Here is a 15,902-nt window from a genome sequence, read left to right on the forward strand (position 1 = left end):
ACTCGACCGCGGTCCTGCAAGACCAAGCTCCGCACGACGCCACCCCCGCCGCTGCCCCGCAGTTTGCGGTGCTGGGCAGCGGCTCCCTTTTGCCTCGGGAGCCCGGAATCTCATAAGACAAGCTCCGTCATCGCAAAATACGCTGACGCCTTGCGAAGGATCTCGTTCGCCTGGCGCAACTCGCGGTTCTCCCGCTCAAGCGCCTTCATCCTCTCGGCCATATCGGTCGGGACGCCTGCTCGTTTGCCGCTGTCGATCTCAGCCTTCTTGACCCAGTCGTTCAGCGTCTGCGGCGTGCAGCCGATCTTTGCCGAGATCGACATGACCGCTTGCCAGCGGGAGGCGTGCTGGCCCTCGTTGTCGAAAACCAGCCGCACGGCCCGCTCGCGCACTTTCGGGGAAAACTTGTTCGTGGTCTTGCTCATGATGCTCCATCCTACTCAAGAGTTGGAGCCTCCGGCAAACCCGGCGCGGTTCAATACCGAAGAGTGGCAACGGCTTCGGCGCCTTCAATGACTTGGCCTGCCAAGGCGCATCCCGCCGCGAGAGACCGAGTCCTGCGAAGCCATCGGCTTCGGCAAGGCGGCCCAAAGCATCTGGCCTGAGCCCTGCGCGGCACCATACACTCTCGACATCCGTGTATCCGAAGCGCGCTGATCGGCATCGGCCCGAGCCGGGCCAGAAGCCCGCCCTCGGGGATCACGCCACCACCGCGGCGGGCAAGTGCCTAGGCACCCCCACGGGTTTCGGCAATGGCACTTTTCGAGTACACCCCTGCCCTCTCGAGTCGCGCCTCGAGATCGGCCAGAAGCTCGACTTCACCGCCAAAGAGATGCGGCACGCCCGAAACATCAACAATCAGCCAGTCCGATCCGCTTTTCGCCGCATGCGGTCTATGGCGGCTGGCCCATCTGCGCAGACCTTCAAGCGCCCTACCCTCGCGGATCATATCAGCGGGCCGTGTCGAGAGCACTGGACAGACGGCGCGTGCATCGGCAAGTGCCATGCCGCGATGAAGCCCTGCCGCGCTTGCGATGCTGTTCAGACAATGCAGATGTTCCGCGTTCGACGCCCGGAGGGTCAACGCGAAAGGCCCCTCAACGGGGCGGGCCCTCAGGCTGATGTCGCTCGCCAGCCTGGGGAACCAGATGGACAGCAGCCGTCGTGCCATTCCAGCTCACATCAAGGATTTCGATTGTTCCCCTTTTGTTCTTACTAAGGATCCAACGATGACGTGTCGAGTCCGGAGGCGACGGCAGCGGATCACATTTCCAGCGGGTCTCGGCGGCACTGCTTCCCCTGCCCTCCTGGATCAGCATCAGGCCGGTGGTGCCCCCGGCCTCGGCTGCCAGCTGGAGCCGCCTGCCCGCGGTCAGTGAGATTGGTTTCTCTGCAGCGGCGATCACCAAAGATACTGGCCGCGCCCGTAGCGCTTCTTCGATGGTCCAGAGCAGATCGGTCTCGCCCTTCGTCTCTATGAAGTGCAACCGCTCGCTGACGCCGTCTGGCAGGGATCCCGGCATTGGTCGATCGCGGTCATGCCCCAGCACGATGCAGAAGACCGGCCCTGCCAATCTGACGGCGTGATACAGCGCAAAACCGTTTCGTCTTCGTTCTTCGACTTCGTGGACGCGGCCCTTCACCAGGTGAAGCGGATCATGACTTCCGGCCTGCAGCCGGTCACGCAGGGTCCGCACGTGTTCCCTCCGCGACTATTTCGAGAAGACCATTGGCCAGCGGCCGTTGAAGCTTGAGGGCCTCGTTCGTATCGGCGGTCAGCCAGCAGCGCCATTCGTCCGGGCTGGTGAGGATCACGGGCATCGCTTTGGGATGCACTGGGCGCACTGCATCATTTGGCTCGCAGGTCAGGACGCCAAAAAGCTCAGTTGTCACCTCGCCCTCCTTCAGCTTTCTGACCGAAGTCCATTCGGTGCGGATCCCGGCGAAGAAGGCGAGTGGTCGATCCTGGCCAAGGGCAAACCAGACCGGGTGGTAGCGAGGCGCGCCGGGTCGGGCATCAAGCTCGGAGAAACTGGTGAAGGGAACGAGGCAACGGTGTTCGATCCCGAGCCATCTGCGCCAATGGGGTGAGCTGACATTGCGGATATTTGTGACGCCGGGGTCTGTGTGCTTGGCCGTAAGATATACGGGAGGCGTCGGCATACCCCATCGAGCCGTGGTCAGTGTCCAGTTCCGTCCCTCGCTGCTGCGAATGATCGACGCAGAGTAGTCGGGGAAGATGCTGGATGCGGACGCCAGGTTGCCTGCGGTATCGATCAGTTCCTCACCGTCTTCGAGCATGTCCCGAAAGACCTGACGCATCGCGTCCTGGCTTTTGGTCTGGGCGTAAAGGTTGCACATCACTCCACCTCGCAGCAGTTCGATATGAGAACAATCAACGAACCTATCCGATTCCTCCCGAGCGGTTTATCTGGGTGTTTCATGCCATGCGACCGCGGTCAGGGATCACGCTCGCAGGACGGATCTCACATAGGCATCAGGGTTGAGGATGGTTCCGATCTGCTTTGCCATGCGGTTTTCAAGCTTGAGAAGTTCCCAAAGCCCGAGCTTGTTCGCCGCGCTTGCGAGGATGTCCTGGCTTATTCTCAGCATCTTCCCGAACTCGAATGCGATGCGTGTGGCTTCATGAGCACTGGTAGGCTCTTTATAGAAAGTGCTGACCTCGGTCAGGGCCGCCCAACTGGGAAAGACCTCGGCTTCTCGCTTTCTTTTTTTTGTATCTGAGTCTTGCTCTATGTGGCGGACATTCTGTCCGTCAGAGGCGGGCTTTTGCTCGGTTGGCGGCAGGCTGCAGGTTTCTGCGGTGAGGGCCTGAAAGGTTTGGGGGACCGCTTGGCCTGGAGCGTGGTCCATGGTGGTCTCTGCGCAGGATGTCCCATCAGCGGCTTCCGCTTTGGAGGGCAGGCGCTGCTCAACCTCTTCGACTTCGCAATGGATTATTGCTTGTGGGGCTGCATGTGATGAGAGGACCGCGGTCAGCTGCGAGAGAGCTGCCCGAGCCTCAATGAGGGTTAGTGAGGTACGCCGCACGAGGTTGCGCAACCCTTCGATGAATGTGGCGACAGTGTCGCTCAAGTGGAGTTCAGCGCAGGCCGCGCGAAGTCTGAGGATCTGGGCCCGCAGCCCGCGCAACTCGTCTGCTTCCTCGCGGCGTCGCAGGGCAAGGGCGAGCAGCTCGTTGGACTGCGCGAAGAGGGGGGACAGGTCCAGCCCGAAGGCGCCGATCGGTTTGCCGTGCTGCATCACAGGGAAGCGCTTGCCATTTGCGCTGTCACGGCGGCGGATAAGCCCGGCGGCTTCCAGCGCCTCCAGATGCCGCCGCAGTTGACGGTCGGTGAGCCCCTTGGCGCGGAAGCACAGGGTTTCGTTGCTGGCATAAACCGTGAGTAGGGTGGTCGGAGAGACCGGTGTCTCGCGACCATCCACGCTCTGGCAGGGCAGGCAGCTCAGCAGAGCGTCAAGAACGACCACCGCCCCTTGCCGAATGCCGAGATCGCGGCTGCATGTATTGACCGCGGCCATGATGTCACGACGAGAAATAGGTCGGAATGCCGGCTGCAGGGTGATAGAACCCATGCCGGGGAGCGTGTGCTCCGCGGATTTGGCACAGTTCGCCTGCGCCCCGGCCTGAATGGCCGTGGATGTGATGTGTTTCATGCGATTTCAGACGGCAAACGAGATCCGTTCACCGAAATCGGTGTTGCGCTGATTCGTTTTTCGGGCTACGAAATAGGTGTTCAAGCTATCGGAGCCCTCTGGAAGCATCACCGCTTTCGGGGGGTTTCTTTTTGCCTAGAGTCTGCTCCCTTTTCTGCTCGTTTCTAGTTTAGCCTTCCAGCCTCTGGCATCGGATTGTTGACCACTGGTCAATTTATGTATCAATCCGGACCTATTTTGACCGGTGGTCAACTCAGCTGTGCTTGAGACTTCCAAACTCGGCGAGTAGCTGTTCGAGCCTCTCATCGAGGAAAGCGGCAAAGCCAAGCATCTCTTCGTCCGATGCCTTCACGAGGATCCTGCCGCGTGTTGTCTCAACCTTTATTCTGCCGTCTGCGAGTGTGCGCTTGGCGCTGATCTGCGGGGCGGGGATAGGCTTGTTAGAGAGTGCTCGGATCAGCCCCTGCAGACGTTCATTGCTGTCGGCGGCGTCCGTCGGGATCAAACTTTTGACTGCGGGCTCATCGAGGTCCGCACGCTCTTTCAGAAGCTCTCGCAGCTGCTGCCATGGTCGGCGGCCAGAGTCATGTGCCGGTCCGATCCGCTCGATGATGGAGCGGGGCACATCAGATACCACGCCCAGCATCCTGCTAATCGTGGTTTTGTCGACCGCGAGTACCTCCATGATGTCTTCGCGCGAAAACTCGTGGTGTAGCAGCTGCTCTGCGTAGACTGACTGTTCAATGAAGCTGCGCTGGAGGCGCGCCGCGTTTTCGAGCCCTTGGGAGATCAACGCCTCGCGATCGCTGAGCTCTGCGATATGGGCAAGAACCTGAATGCCGAGCTGCCGACATGCCTCGATACGGCGCCGACCGTAAACCACTTCATAGGGCAGGGGGCCCTGAGGTGTGCGTCGGAGCAGTACCGGAAGCTTCTGCCCCGATGCCTTTATCGAGTTTATCAGATCCTCCAAGCCATCCTGAAGGTCGAAGCGGTCCTTGACGGCGCTTTCTGAAATCTGAGCCGGATCGATCTGACGGGCCGCACCGGCGCTGAGCTGATCCAGGCCGCGCTGAACGTCGAGCACACCCGAGAGTTTCCGAGGCTTCTGTTCGTCTTCGGCAGCTGCGGCCTTGCCGTCGCGGACTGCCTTCAGGCTGTTGGCAAGCAAGTTCTTTCGCATCACGCTCTCCCCCAGCTCTGCTGAAGCATAGCGTGCAGTTCTTCGGTCACTTCATGCACCGACTGTATTGCCCGCTCGTAGGTCTTCCGGTTGCGCATCTCGCCGAGCTCGACCTCGAGCACGGTCTGCTGCGAAACCCCGGCCTCGCTGATTGCGGCCGACTTCAGGAAGGATGATTTCATAACGGCATCGCCGAATAGGTCGCGAATGAACGACGCGAAATCGACCTGGGTCGACACATTCGTGTCGAAGCGGCTTAGCAAGAAGCGGAAGTTGTCGAACAGGCCCACTCCGGCACTTTCGTGCAAGACCTCGGTCAACGACGACGCCATGTTGAGGAACTGAGCCGCGGAGGCGAGGTCGACGCGCTCCGGGATGATCGTCATCACGATGTTCTGCGCGGCGCAGATTGCAGAGAGGGTCACGTAGCCAAGTTGCGGCGGGCAGTCGAGGATGACCACATCATAGTCATCCTTCACCACCTGCAAAGCCGAGCGGATCTTGTCGAAGAATACGGGCAGTTCACCCTTGCTAAGTGCCGCAGGCGTTTCATGTTCGAACTCTGCTACCTGTATGCCGCCCGGCACCAGATCAAGATTTGGAAAATAGCTGCGCTTGATCACGTCTGTGATCGGCCTAGGCCCTTCCCCCGTCTCCCGATCACGGTAACGGATGACATCGTAGAGCGATCCGCCATCGAAAAAATCGAGCTCCGGCTGATAGCCAAAAAAGGTCGTTAGCGAGGCTTGTGGGTCGCAGTCCACGGCGAGCACCCGATAGCCGCGCAACGCGAGGTCCTGGGCCGCGTGAATGGCGGTGGAGGTCTTCCCCGAACCGCCCTTGAAGTTGACGAAGGCAATAACCTGCGTCGGGTCATCAGCGCTGCGTCGACCGGGGCGGAATTGATCGGGGTTCTTTGCTGAGGAAGCCAATACCCGCCGGATCTCATGGATCTGTTCGGCGGTGTACTTTCTGCGCCCGCCCGGGCCCATCTCAACTTCAGGGATCCGGCCCTCGTGGTGGGCCTTCCTCAGATAACCGTCCGCGACGGTAAGGTAATAGCTTGCTTCCCCGGCCGAAAAGGTCCGAAGCGTTTTGACTTCGTGGGGCGCAAATGAACTCTCTGACAGCGCTTTGAGCGCTGTGGTAAGATCCTTTGCGAAGCCCAAAAGGTGCTCGTGTAGCGCCTGTGGCATCTGTCCGCTCTCGCTGTTCGGTGGGGTTAGGAACGGTAACCGCCCGAATTTTTCGATTATTGCGTCCACTCTATGCTGATAGGATGGTCGGAGCGCAAGAAAATTTTGCGGCTGTCGGAACGGAAGTTCATAGATATAGTGGTTAGAAACCGTTCCGACAGCTTACAGATTATATCAACATAGTGCCATAAATAACTGATTTAGAAGACTTAATTTTATCCACAATGGTGCCAACAGGGGCTGGTGTCCAACCATTCCGCCCGAAAGTGTCCCTGTTCGCTACATGAGGCACCGGAACGGCATTTTCTCGATAGTGAGTGGAGCGCCGTCCGATGAAGCCGACTCGACGGGTTGCGATTCTCATCTGCACTTCAGGTCTCGCGTTCTCCTGCTCTTGCGAAGGTCTCGTTGCCAAAACATACTGGGAACCGCCAATCCCGGTGCTCGATGCCTTCGCGGCGGTCACAGGCCCGCCGCCTTGGTCAGGTTCACCCTGAACCTGTCGCGGCGGCGCTGATACCTGCGGGTCATCTCGGCGCTGGCGTGGCCGAGCTGCTTTTGCACATGCCGCTCGTCGACCTCGGCTGAGGAGGCGAGGCCGGCGCGAAGGCTGTGGCCGGAGAAGATGGCAGGGCGGTCCTTCTCGGGCAGATAGCCCCGCAGTCCCGCTGTTTGAGCGGCCCGCTTGACCAGTCTCGCGACCTCGCGGTCATTGAGACGGAACGGCCCCGGTTCTTTCCCCCCGCCGGTGACACGACGGAACAGCGGTCCTTCGCTGATGCGGCCAAACTTCAGCCAGAGTTCCAGCGCCTCGGCCGGGCAAGTCGCGGGCGAAGACCCGCGGCCGATCTCGACCTCGCGCCAGCCGGTCTTGCCGCGCAAGGTGACAAGCAGCCCGCCGGGAAGAACCTCGATCCAGCCGCGCCCATCCTCGGTCTGGTCTCGGCCCACATCTAGCCCGGTAATCTCGGATCGCCGCAGGCCTCCGGCGAAGCCTATCAGCAGCATGGCACGATCACGCAAGCCACGGAGAGTGCCTCGGTCGCAGGTTTCCAACATGGCCAGAAGGTCCTCAGGCAGAATGGCCTCCTTCTGGCGCGGCGGGGCGGCGTGGCTGTTGCGGATGCCGGCGAGAACGGTGACGATGTGCCGGTCGCGCCGGTCAAGGGCCACGCCGCGTTGCGTAAAGGCCCAGACCAGCGCCGAGAGACGCCGCTCGATGGTCGAGACCGCGTTCTTGCGCCCGCCGACCGATTTCGCGCCGGAGGCGCAGGCGGTGATATAGAGACCGACCGTTTGGGGATCGGGGGACAGGGCATCCAGCCCTTCGCGTCGGCACCAGCCAGCAAAATGCTTCCAGTCGGCTGCATAGGCCTTGCGGGTGTTTGCAGAACTCGCGGCCTCGGCATAGCCGCGCGCCCGCTCGGCCAGATCCCGCAGGGCAGGGGGCTGGTGGTCTAGTAGAGCAGGGGAGGGTGCTTCCTGCGTCGTGCTGTCCAGATCGGCTGCCTCATCGGTCATGGCAATCTCCTTGGGCGGCAGGCACTGGCGTGGGGGCTCTGTTGCGAGATGCGGACGTAGCCGCCGCAGAACCCCAGACAGATGCACGCGCTCCGCACGGCCTTTCTGGCGCGTCTCGGGCAGGGTTCCGGGTCATTTTCAGCGTTCTGGAGCGCATCTCTGGATAGAAGAACAATTAGTCCGATAATGCAATCTTATTGGACATTATTGAGTAAAGACAAGCGCGGCGGATAAGATAATAGAAACTGGCATAAAGCGCCGATACTTGCTAGCGTCACGCCATGTCGCGTGCCGCAAAATCTCCCCTGCCTCCCCCAAATTCTCCGGCCCTGCCGCGATGGGTCCGTCAGGGCACGGGCCGCGATGATGTTGAAACAGCGATGTTTTCCGCCGGGGCAGCCCTTGCTGTGCTGGACCCGATTGCCCGGTCTGAGGATCCGGTCGGCACCCTTTGGCGTAAGCGTCTGGCGCTCTCGAGCGCGGCTGCGATTTCCCAGTTGGAAGGGCGCCGGGAAGGCGAGGCGCAGTTGCGGGACGCGTTCGCGCTGCGAAAACCCGGTGATGATCCCGGCCCTGCCGGACGGATGCTGATCGGCTGGCGCGCTTTGGGTGAGACGCGAGCGCTGAGATCAGTCGATTGGGCCGCGCGGCTGCCCGGCTTCTTTGACCTGCCACCCGAGCCGATCGGCGCGATCCTGCGCGACCATAGCGCGCGCTTTGTCGGTCGCACCCCGCCACTGCGCTTCGCGACGGAGGCCGCGCGGGAAGTGCTTGCCCTCGGACCGGACCATCGTGGCCTTGCGTTCTGGCTGGCGGATGCTCTTTTGGCTCGGGCGCTCTGCTGGGATCGACCGGTGCCGCTGATCGCGTCGCATCTGCCGCGGGCAGCCTTCCGGCTGGAGGGCGAGGCATGGCTCGCGGCCTGTGCGAGCGCCTGGGGCAGGGGGGCAGTTGCCGCCTTCGATCTGCACATCGATCTGACCCGCCGCGCCGATGCCCTGCGCGCGGCACATCTGCGGCGGCCGGGAAAGGACGCGGCTGCCATTATCGCGGCGCTGCTGACCGAGGATGCACTGGCGCCCCAGGCGGGGGCCGGGGCCAGTGACCGCGCGGCGCGGAGGCTGTTCGACCGACTGACATCACTGGGTCTGGTGCGCGAACTGACCGGCCGGCCGACCTTCCGCCTCTATGGGTTGTGACGATGGCCCCGAAATCATCAGAGCTTCTCGACACAGAACTCGCCGATCTGCCGCCAGCCTTGCGCTGGCGCAAATGGATGGCGCGGGTCGAGGCGGTGCTGTTTGCATCCTCTGAACCGGTGGGGCGGGAGGTGCTGGCTCGGGTGGTCGGCCGGGACTGTGCGCTGAATCTGTTGATCGAGGATATTGATGCCGAACTCGTGGGGCGTCCGTATGAGATTGCACGTGTGTCGGGCGGCTGGCAGTTCCGCACGCGGCCGCAACACGCGGCGGCGATCCGAACTGCGCGCGGTGAGGAGGATACCACCCGTGATCTGACCCAGAACGAAGCCCTCGTCCTAACCATCATCGCCTATATGCAACCGGTGACCCGCGGTGCGATCTCGCGCTTGACCGGGCGTGAGGTGAGCCGCGATCTGATTGCACGGCTGCACCGCCAGGCCCTGATCGCCCGAGGCCCGCGCAGCCCCGAACCCGGTGCGCCCTACACTTATGTCACGACGCCGGGGTTCCTGGTGCAGTTCGGGCTGGAAACCCTGCGGGATCTGCCCGACCTTGAGGCGCTGGAGGATGCGGGGCTGCTGAAGCCCGCGGCTGACATCGCGCTGGATCTGCCGATAGTGGGCGAAGACACGGACTAGCGTCGAGGGTTCGCATTCCGAAATTTCATAGATTGCCTTGTTTGACCAGATCCATCAGCTTACCGAAGTCCGTAACTACGTCGTATTTGACCCGATCCTGCACGACTTTCTGGCTGATCTCAGAGAAGAACTTTCGTGCACACTCTATCTTTGTCTTCTCGATTTCCCGCAGCTTCATCGATGACATCGTGCCCTTAGTCTCAGCCACGAAGTAGGTGTGTCGCACGCTGCCCGCCTTGAAGGATATTGCCCAATCGGGGTTGTAATCCCCAACAGGAGTTGGGATCAGAAAACCACGCGGCAGCTTCGCATAGACTACGACTTCGCTGCTTGTATCCAACTCCTGCACGAATGCTTTTTCCACGTCGGAATCCGTGATCGCGTAATCGTACACATGGTTCTTGAGCTTTGCCGTTGCCCGCGAGAAATCCTGGCAGGTCTGGCTGGCAGTGAAAATGTCCACGTCGTACCGCTTGTCGACTTCATCATAGGCTAGGCGCTCGATCACCATCGCGGCCTTCTGTTCAGCAACGATACGCGATGCTTCGGCGATGAAATGTTCGGGGTTCTTGGCGAATTGCTCGAAAACCGCCGGCGTGATTTGGCCGAGGATGGACGCTGCAGTGTCGCGGGTCAGCTGAGCGTTCTCGGCTACTTTGCCCACGAGGTCATACTTCACCATGGAATGGACAGAACCGCCATGACTGGTGGTCGTGTTCGTGACCTTGAAGCCGTCGCCGCTACGCAGTTGGCCATCGGTCAATCCGTCGTTCTGCACTCCGATTTGAACCGTGTACTGCAACGGGGTAACCCGCAACTGGCTATCCAGCGCGCTAACGCATTTGCGGATCAGCTCAGCCGAGTCGAACTCGACCCGGTAGACCGCCTTCCGGTTGATGCGAGTCCAAAGCTCTTGGAACTCTTTCTTCTCGAAATTCGCATTCAGAGGATTTGTCTTGGGTTTACGGCCGTCATCGACTTTGGGCAATTGCGCGTCGCTGAAGACGCTATCGATGAGCTGGAATACCTGTTCCGCATGCGGCTTCAAGTCGTCCGGAAGATCGGCCAGTTGTCCCTCAGCCTTTGCTTCGTGATAGGCGGCAGAGATCTTGTCCGTATCGTCGGTGTAATCATTCTTCACCAGATAGCGGTAGATTTGCTTCGCCATCGCTGTAGTGACTTCAACGCTACCCTGCTCGGTGGAGAGCGTCTTGCCGGTGAAGTACTCCTCGGTTGCCTGCTTCGGGCGCGACGAGAGGGTCTCCGCAATCTCCTGCTGGAGCCCGGCCACGAAATCCTTGTAGCTCTCGCTCGCCACCACAGTTAGCACGTTGATGTCATGCACCACGGCTGGGTGATCAATCCTGTCGCCGTGTTGGTCGACACTCAGCCGCAGGCCACGCCCCACTTCCTGGCGCCGGGATATGGTGTTGTCGCTGTGCTTCAGCATGCACATGACAAAAACGTTCGGGTTGTCCCAGCCTTCACGCAGCGCCGAGTGCGAGAAGATGAACCGGGTGGGTTCGGCGAAGGAAAGAAGGCGTTCCTTGTCCTTGAGGATCAGGTCGTAGGCATCCACATCGTCGGAATCGACAGCGCGGGCACCAACAGCAGGATCTTTGAGGCGGTTCGTCTTCTTGTCGATCGAGAAGTACCCGTTGTGGGTTTTGGCCGAAGCGATGCCCTCGAGGTATTTCCGGTACGCCTCGTTGTCGATTGCGAGCTCCGACAGATACTCGGACTTCAGCAACTCGTACTCTTCCTCGAAGACCCGAGCATATTCGCCTTTCTCGTCGGTTTGGTCGTAGTCACGATACTTCACCACCTCGTCGATGAAGAACAGCGACAGGACCTTGATGCCCTGCGCGAACAGCTGCTTTTCCTTGTCCAGATGCGCTTTGATTGTCTCGCGGATCTGGATGCGGCGAGTATCGCGTTCCGTGAGGTCTCTCGTGGCTTTCCCTGCCTCAAGGGAGAGACCATTCGTAAACTCAACTTGGTCTAGGCGCCCGTCAATATCCGAAATAACGAAGCCTTCTCTGTACTGGTCCAGATTTCCGGAAACATCGAATAGGTTCCGGCCTGCTTCAAGTCTCCGGACCTCACGCTTGATTTCGCCCGACTTCAGCTTCACCTCCAACTCGATCCGCGCCACGGGCGCTTTTTTCGAGATGTCGATGCCTTCGAGGTAGAGGTAAGCATTGGTGCCGGCCAGACCGCGGGTCTGGATGCCGCGGACCGCGATCTTCTTGACTAGCTTTTGGTTGTAGGCGTCCAGCGCATCCAAGCGGTGAACTCGGTTGTGCTGTGTGCGGTGGGTGGCCGAATAGCGCATGATGAACAGCGGCTTGAACTTCGGCAACGCTTCCATCGTTGCTGCACCTTCCATCTTCTGCGGCTCGTCCAGGATCAGAATCGGGCGGTTCGAGGCGATTACGTCGATGGGCTTACGCGACTGGAAGTCGTCCAGCTCTTCGTAGATGCGCCGGTTGTCGGCCCCGCGTGATGCAAACGCCTGAATGTTAATCACCATCACGTTTATGCCCGCGTCGGACGAAAAGCTCTCAAGCTCGTGCAGACGCTTTGAGTTGTAGATGAAGAACCGTGCCTTCTTCCCGTAGCTTTCGGTGAAGTGGTCCGCCGTGATTTGCAGCGACTTGTAGACCCCTTCGCGGATCGCGATCGACGGCACCATGATGATGAACTTCGACCAGCCGTAGCGCTTGTTCATCTCGAAGATGGTCTTGATGTAGCAGTAGGTCTTGCCGGTGCCGGTCTCCATCTCGACGTCGAGGTGAACGCGGGTCGCGGCCAGCGCGTCACGCTTGTAGGTCGCGGCCACGGGGCCACGTTCGCCCCGTGTGTTTAGCGTCGTAAAGTCGGTTAGCGACTGTGCTACAGGTAAGTTTTGGCGCCGCTGGACCTTCTGGATGTTTTCCAGAATTTGCGGTTCAGCCAGCGCAAGGTCGGCGTTTTTGAAGCCCTCCTCGAAAGCACTTGCCTGCACCTTCAGGCCCGGGTCGATGCGATAAGTCAGGCCAGACTGCATGGGCTGGCCGGCAAAGCAGTCGACTACATCGTTGACGGCATTGGTCTGATAGGGCTGGACCTTGAACTTGAGCTTCATGCGTTCGTCTTTCTGCAACCTATCTGCATGGGGCGCCTTGCCGCACGTTTGCAGATAGAGCCAATACCTTGATTTACAATAATTTCCTTTAACGCGATCATTCTTTTCTTTCTGCAAGACGCCATTCTGGCTTGCTTCGAGAGCCCGCGTTAAGAATGCTTCCTTGTCGCCTGAGCTTGGTCAAAAGGTTGCTGATCTTGTCCCGCTTCTGTTCCGCAGAAAGGGCTTCGCTGAGCTTGTCCGTCAGCAGCCTATCCAGCTCTGCACGATCCGCATTCCCGAACTTTCTAAGGTAGTCGACGATCAATCGGGTGTAATGCTCATCATCCTGGGAACGGGTCCGGATATACTCGGCCTTGCTATCCGTCGCAGCTGCCACCCTTGCAGAGACATGGACGTTGGGCTTGCGCCCTTCGACCAGCTTATGAATTCTCAGGTGCCGCAGTGCATCTTCGGTCACCGGCAAACGCTTCTGCACCCGATCAAGCGCGAGGACGTCTACCAGCGGCAACCCAGCCTCCTGCATCAGCAGCCGACTGTAGGCCTGATCGACGACACGGCCATGGATCGTCAGGCGCACCATCTCGGACTCTTCCAGATCATAGTCCGGCAGAGGAAAGAACCTTTGGCGCTGGCGCTGATATATATCGAGGATACCATAGCCCATGTGATCGATCATGTTCAGTTCTGTCATGGCCTGTGCGAGGAAGGCGTTGCGATATCGCCGCGGCACACGATCCCGGAGGATGTAATCCTCCGGCTTTCCCTCAAAGAACGCGCCGTCATTTTCCAGCACCAGCCGATCAGGATACTCGCGCACGACGACACGCCCGGATCGATTATAGTCCTGATGTGCGATACAGTTGTGCAGAGCCTCCAGCACTACCTTCTGATCGTACTTCGCCACCTCATGCGCCAGCAGCGCGTTTTCGGGCAGGATGCGCAATTGCACATTGCGGATGCGAGAGAACAACTGTGTGGTCGCCAACAGGAATGGCGGGCCGAAATGCTCGTAAGCTCGCTCTTCACCCTCCAGCCTCCATGTGATCTCAGCCGGATGTGGGTTTAGCCGCCATGCCGACTCGGGTTTGCCGAGCAGCAATAACGCTGTCCGAGTAATCACCCCGTTCTGGGTGACTTTTGCGCGATCCAGCAACGCAACATCGGACCATGCGGCAACGTCCTCTGCACTGAAGCGGTTGGCGTACTTGGCCGCGAACCGCTCGCGAGCGACCTTTAACGCTTCTGGGTCAAGATCCGCGATGGTCGCCTCGGGAACCACTTGCGCGGTCCAGTCGGTCGCCAGCGTTTGCGACCGGATCTCATCCAGCTTGTCCTGACCAAGCGGCCCAAGGCTCTCTCCGGCTCTGCCGAAGTAATGCCCCTTCCAGTTGATTGCCATTCCCCGCGGTGCGGCCGGGATTTCAAACAGGATCACCCGGCCCGATGGATGCGCAAGCACATGAATATCCCGGAAGGTGAAAGTCCCCGTTCCGGTCAGGACCTGTTGCTTGTCAGCCTGCAGTCGCTCGGCGTCTTCCTTGTAGCTTGTCCCGCACACTTGTCTCGTCTTGTCATCGACGCCGAAAACCAGCCAAGCGCGCTCTTGCCCGCGCAGGTTGGCCTCATTTGCCAGCGCAGAGGCGTATTTGCCAAGGTCGTCGCTTGAGAAGCCGTCTTTGCCGCGCTTGAATTCCACGACTTCGCTTTCCCAGTCGGCAAGCAACCGGGACAGCAGGTCGGACAGAGCGGTGGGGTCAAGCGCCATGGTCAGATCGCTTTGACTTCGGTGCTGGGCGAGAGCTGGCGGAAGATCTGGGTGACGTTGATCTTCACCGCGTCAGAGATGAAGCCGTTGTCGCGGAAGACGACGCGCAGGGGGGCGGGACCTGCCAGCTCTTTTACCAGATCCTCGGTGATGCCACGCTCGAAACAGGCGACAAGGGCGTTGTCGTCGACGAAGAACACAGTCTTGCCCTGCACCGTCTCGCGGCGGATGGGCAGCGTCAGGTCCACGCCCCAATCGACCAGCACCTGGAACAGCAGGTCCTCGGCCGTGCGGCCCTCTTTGACGTTGTCGACCATGTCGAGCAGGTTGGACTGCTTCAGCTCATCCGGGCGGTAGTAGACGTCCTTCATATTCGAGGTGTCGACCTTAAGAACCCGGAAGCCGACATCGCGGTTCCAGTCGGGGTGGGTTTCGCCTTCAAGGATTTTCTTGCCAGCGCGGCGGATGCGTTCTTTTGATATTTGGGCGATCGACGTAAAGCCAAGCTTCTTCGCCTCTGCCTTTTCCGAAATCTCCTCTGCAATCTGAATAGAAATGCAGCGCCGGTTCCCGCCATCGCGAGCGTTTTGTATCAGGACAGCATGAGCTGTCGTTGCAGAACCGGCGAAGAAATCTACGACTAAGTCCTGTGAGCTTGGTTGTGTCGATAGCTGCAATATTCTCACAATAACATCGGTCGGCTTAGGATGATCGAACACTTTCACTCGATCAAACAGTCCGCTAACCTCTTTCGTTCCCATCTTGTTCCCTGAAATGCCCGCCCACAAATCGGACGTTTCTCGGCCTCCCGAAGACAGGTAGTGCTTCTGATAGACCTGCCACCGCAGGTCATCGTCTTTCCTAACTTGGCGCCATTCAATCATTCCGTCTTTGACCAGTTGCGAATATGTTTCTTTGCCGCAAACCCAACGGCTTTCATATCCTTCCGGTGCGATGGGAAAGACTTCCGTCCCATCTGGCGCCTTTACACCGTAGAACATACTCGGTCGGTCGTCTCGGCGGTTCTCGCCGCCGGTGCGGCGTAGCGATCTGGTAAGATATCTGCCGCGTTCGTCTGACTGATTGTAGATTGCCATATCATCTTCTGTCATCGGCAAACCCAAAAGGGACGCATCGCTGCTCTTCGAGAAAACCACGATATAGTCCAGCTCTCTTGCGACACCTCTACTTCCAGATCCCATTCTAGTTCCAGTTGGTCGCGCAATTACCCCGATCAGAGATTCTTCGCCGAAAACCTCTTTGCCCATAGATATCAGATTGGAAAGCTCAATTATGTCAATGGAGATGAAGATAAATCCATCATGGCGGAGTAGTAAGCGGGCCAGTCGCAATCTTGCAAACAGCATACTGAGCCAGTCTGAATGGAAACGTCCATTCGAAGTGGGATTTGCCACCATTCTGTTTCTCGAGCTGTCAAGCTGTTGCGAACGAACCAGATATTCGGCAGTGTCCCAACACATGGTGTAGGAGGCCGCGCGCGGAGCCTTCGGCGTAGCGCAGCGCGCGGCCGTTGGTGACGCTGGCGGTCACCGTCGATCTTCGGACAAGTTTCGGGTTGCGAGACCTTG

12 protein-coding genes and 1 pseudogene are annotated in these 15,902 nt (G+C 59.5%); 2 read left to right on the forward strand and 11 right to left on the reverse strand.

Annotated features, from left to right (window positions below; translation table 11 throughout):
• Positions 1-134 precede the first annotated feature (134 nt).
• The 8 genes and pseudogenes from GL284_RS20110 to GL284_RS20145 form a co-directional block, all read right to left on the reverse strand.
• Positions 135-425: pseudogene (locus GL284_RS20110) on the reverse strand (transposase); the annotation flags it as partial.
• Between the two features lie 302 nt (positions 426-727).
• Positions 728-1,171 carry a Y-family DNA polymerase gene (locus tag GL284_RS20115; RefSeq protein WP_088234148.1) on the reverse strand — a complete coding sequence of 148 codons (444 nt, stop codon included), beginning with the start codon at positions 1,169-1,171 and terminating at the stop codon, positions 728-730.
• Positions 1,098-1,697: an ImuA family protein gene (locus tag GL284_RS20120; protein WP_088234147.1), complete on the reverse strand. Its 600-nt coding sequence runs from the start codon at positions 1,695-1,697 to the stop codon at positions 1,098-1,100. Before GL284_RS20120 ends, GL284_RS20115 begins: the two co-directional genes overlap by 74 nt.
• Positions 1,681-2,361 (reverse strand): SOS response-associated peptidase, encoded by a 681-nt coding sequence (locus tag GL284_RS20125; protein WP_088234146.1) that lies wholly within the window; start codon positions 2,359-2,361, stop codon positions 1,681-1,683. Before GL284_RS20125 ends, GL284_RS20120 begins: the two co-directional genes overlap by 17 nt.
• Before the next feature lie 105 nt (positions 2,362-2,466).
• A complete protein-coding gene (locus GL284_RS20130) occupies positions 2,467-3,678 on the reverse strand; it encodes a helix-turn-helix domain-containing protein (protein ID WP_088234145.1) in 1,212 nt (403 codons plus the stop codon).
• A gap of 253 nt (positions 3,679-3,931) precedes the next feature.
• Positions 3,932-4,861 (reverse strand): plasmid partitioning protein RepB, encoded by a 930-nt coding sequence (repB, locus tag GL284_RS20135; RefSeq protein ID WP_155046223.1) that lies wholly within the window; start codon positions 4,859-4,861, stop codon positions 3,932-3,934.
• Positions 4,861-6,057: a plasmid partitioning protein RepA gene (repA, locus tag GL284_RS20140; protein WP_088234143.1), complete on the reverse strand. Its 1,197-nt coding sequence runs from the start codon at positions 6,055-6,057 to the stop codon at positions 4,861-4,863. Before repA ends, repB begins: the two co-directional genes overlap by 1 nt.
• A 462-nt stretch (positions 6,058-6,519) precedes the next feature.
• Positions 6,520-7,578, reverse strand: a complete 1,059-nt coding sequence (locus GL284_RS20145; protein ID WP_088234142.1) for a site-specific integrase — start codon at positions 7,576-7,578, stop codon at positions 6,520-6,522.
• A 380-nt stretch (positions 7,579-7,958) separates the two neighbouring features.
• On the opposite strand from GL284_RS20145, the gene GL284_RS20150 reads away from it, so the two are divergent.
• Positions 7,959-8,777 (forward strand): DUF1403 family protein, encoded by an 819-nt coding sequence (locus GL284_RS20150; RefSeq protein WP_230383210.1) that lies wholly within the window; start codon positions 7,959-7,961, stop codon positions 8,775-8,777.
• A 2-nt stretch (positions 8,778-8,779) separates the two neighbouring features.
• Positions 8,780-9,418 (forward strand): SMC-Scp complex subunit ScpB, encoded by a 639-nt coding sequence (scpB, locus tag GL284_RS20155; protein WP_155046225.1) that lies wholly within the window; start codon positions 8,780-8,782, stop codon positions 9,416-9,418.
• A 25-nt stretch (positions 9,419-9,443) separates the two neighbouring features.
• Here the strand turns inward: scpB and GL284_RS20160 are convergent, their stop codons facing one another.
• From GL284_RS20160 to GL284_RS20170, 3 genes are all read right to left on the reverse strand, one after another.
• Positions 9,444-12,545 carry a type III restriction-modification system endonuclease gene (locus GL284_RS20160; RefSeq protein WP_155046226.1) on the reverse strand — a complete coding sequence of 1,034 codons (3,102 nt, stop codon included), beginning with the start codon at positions 12,543-12,545 and terminating at the stop codon, positions 9,444-9,446.
• A gap of 97 nt (positions 12,546-12,642) precedes the next feature.
• On the reverse strand, positions 12,643-14,313 hold the full coding sequence (locus GL284_RS20165; RefSeq protein ID WP_155046227.1) for an RNA-binding domain-containing protein: 1,671 nt from the start codon (positions 14,311-14,313) through the stop codon (positions 12,643-12,645).
• A gap of 2 nt (positions 14,314-14,315) precedes the next feature.
• A complete protein-coding gene (locus GL284_RS20170; RefSeq protein WP_155046228.1) occupies positions 14,316-15,794 on the reverse strand; it encodes a DNA methyltransferase in 1,479 nt (492 codons plus the stop codon).
• Positions 15,795-15,902: the final 108 nt, after the last annotated feature.

It is taken from the genome of Paracoccus shanxieyensis (assembly GCF_009711265.1).
GTDB lineage: Bacteria > Pseudomonadota > Alphaproteobacteria > Rhodobacterales > Rhodobacteraceae > Paracoccus > Paracoccus shanxieyensis.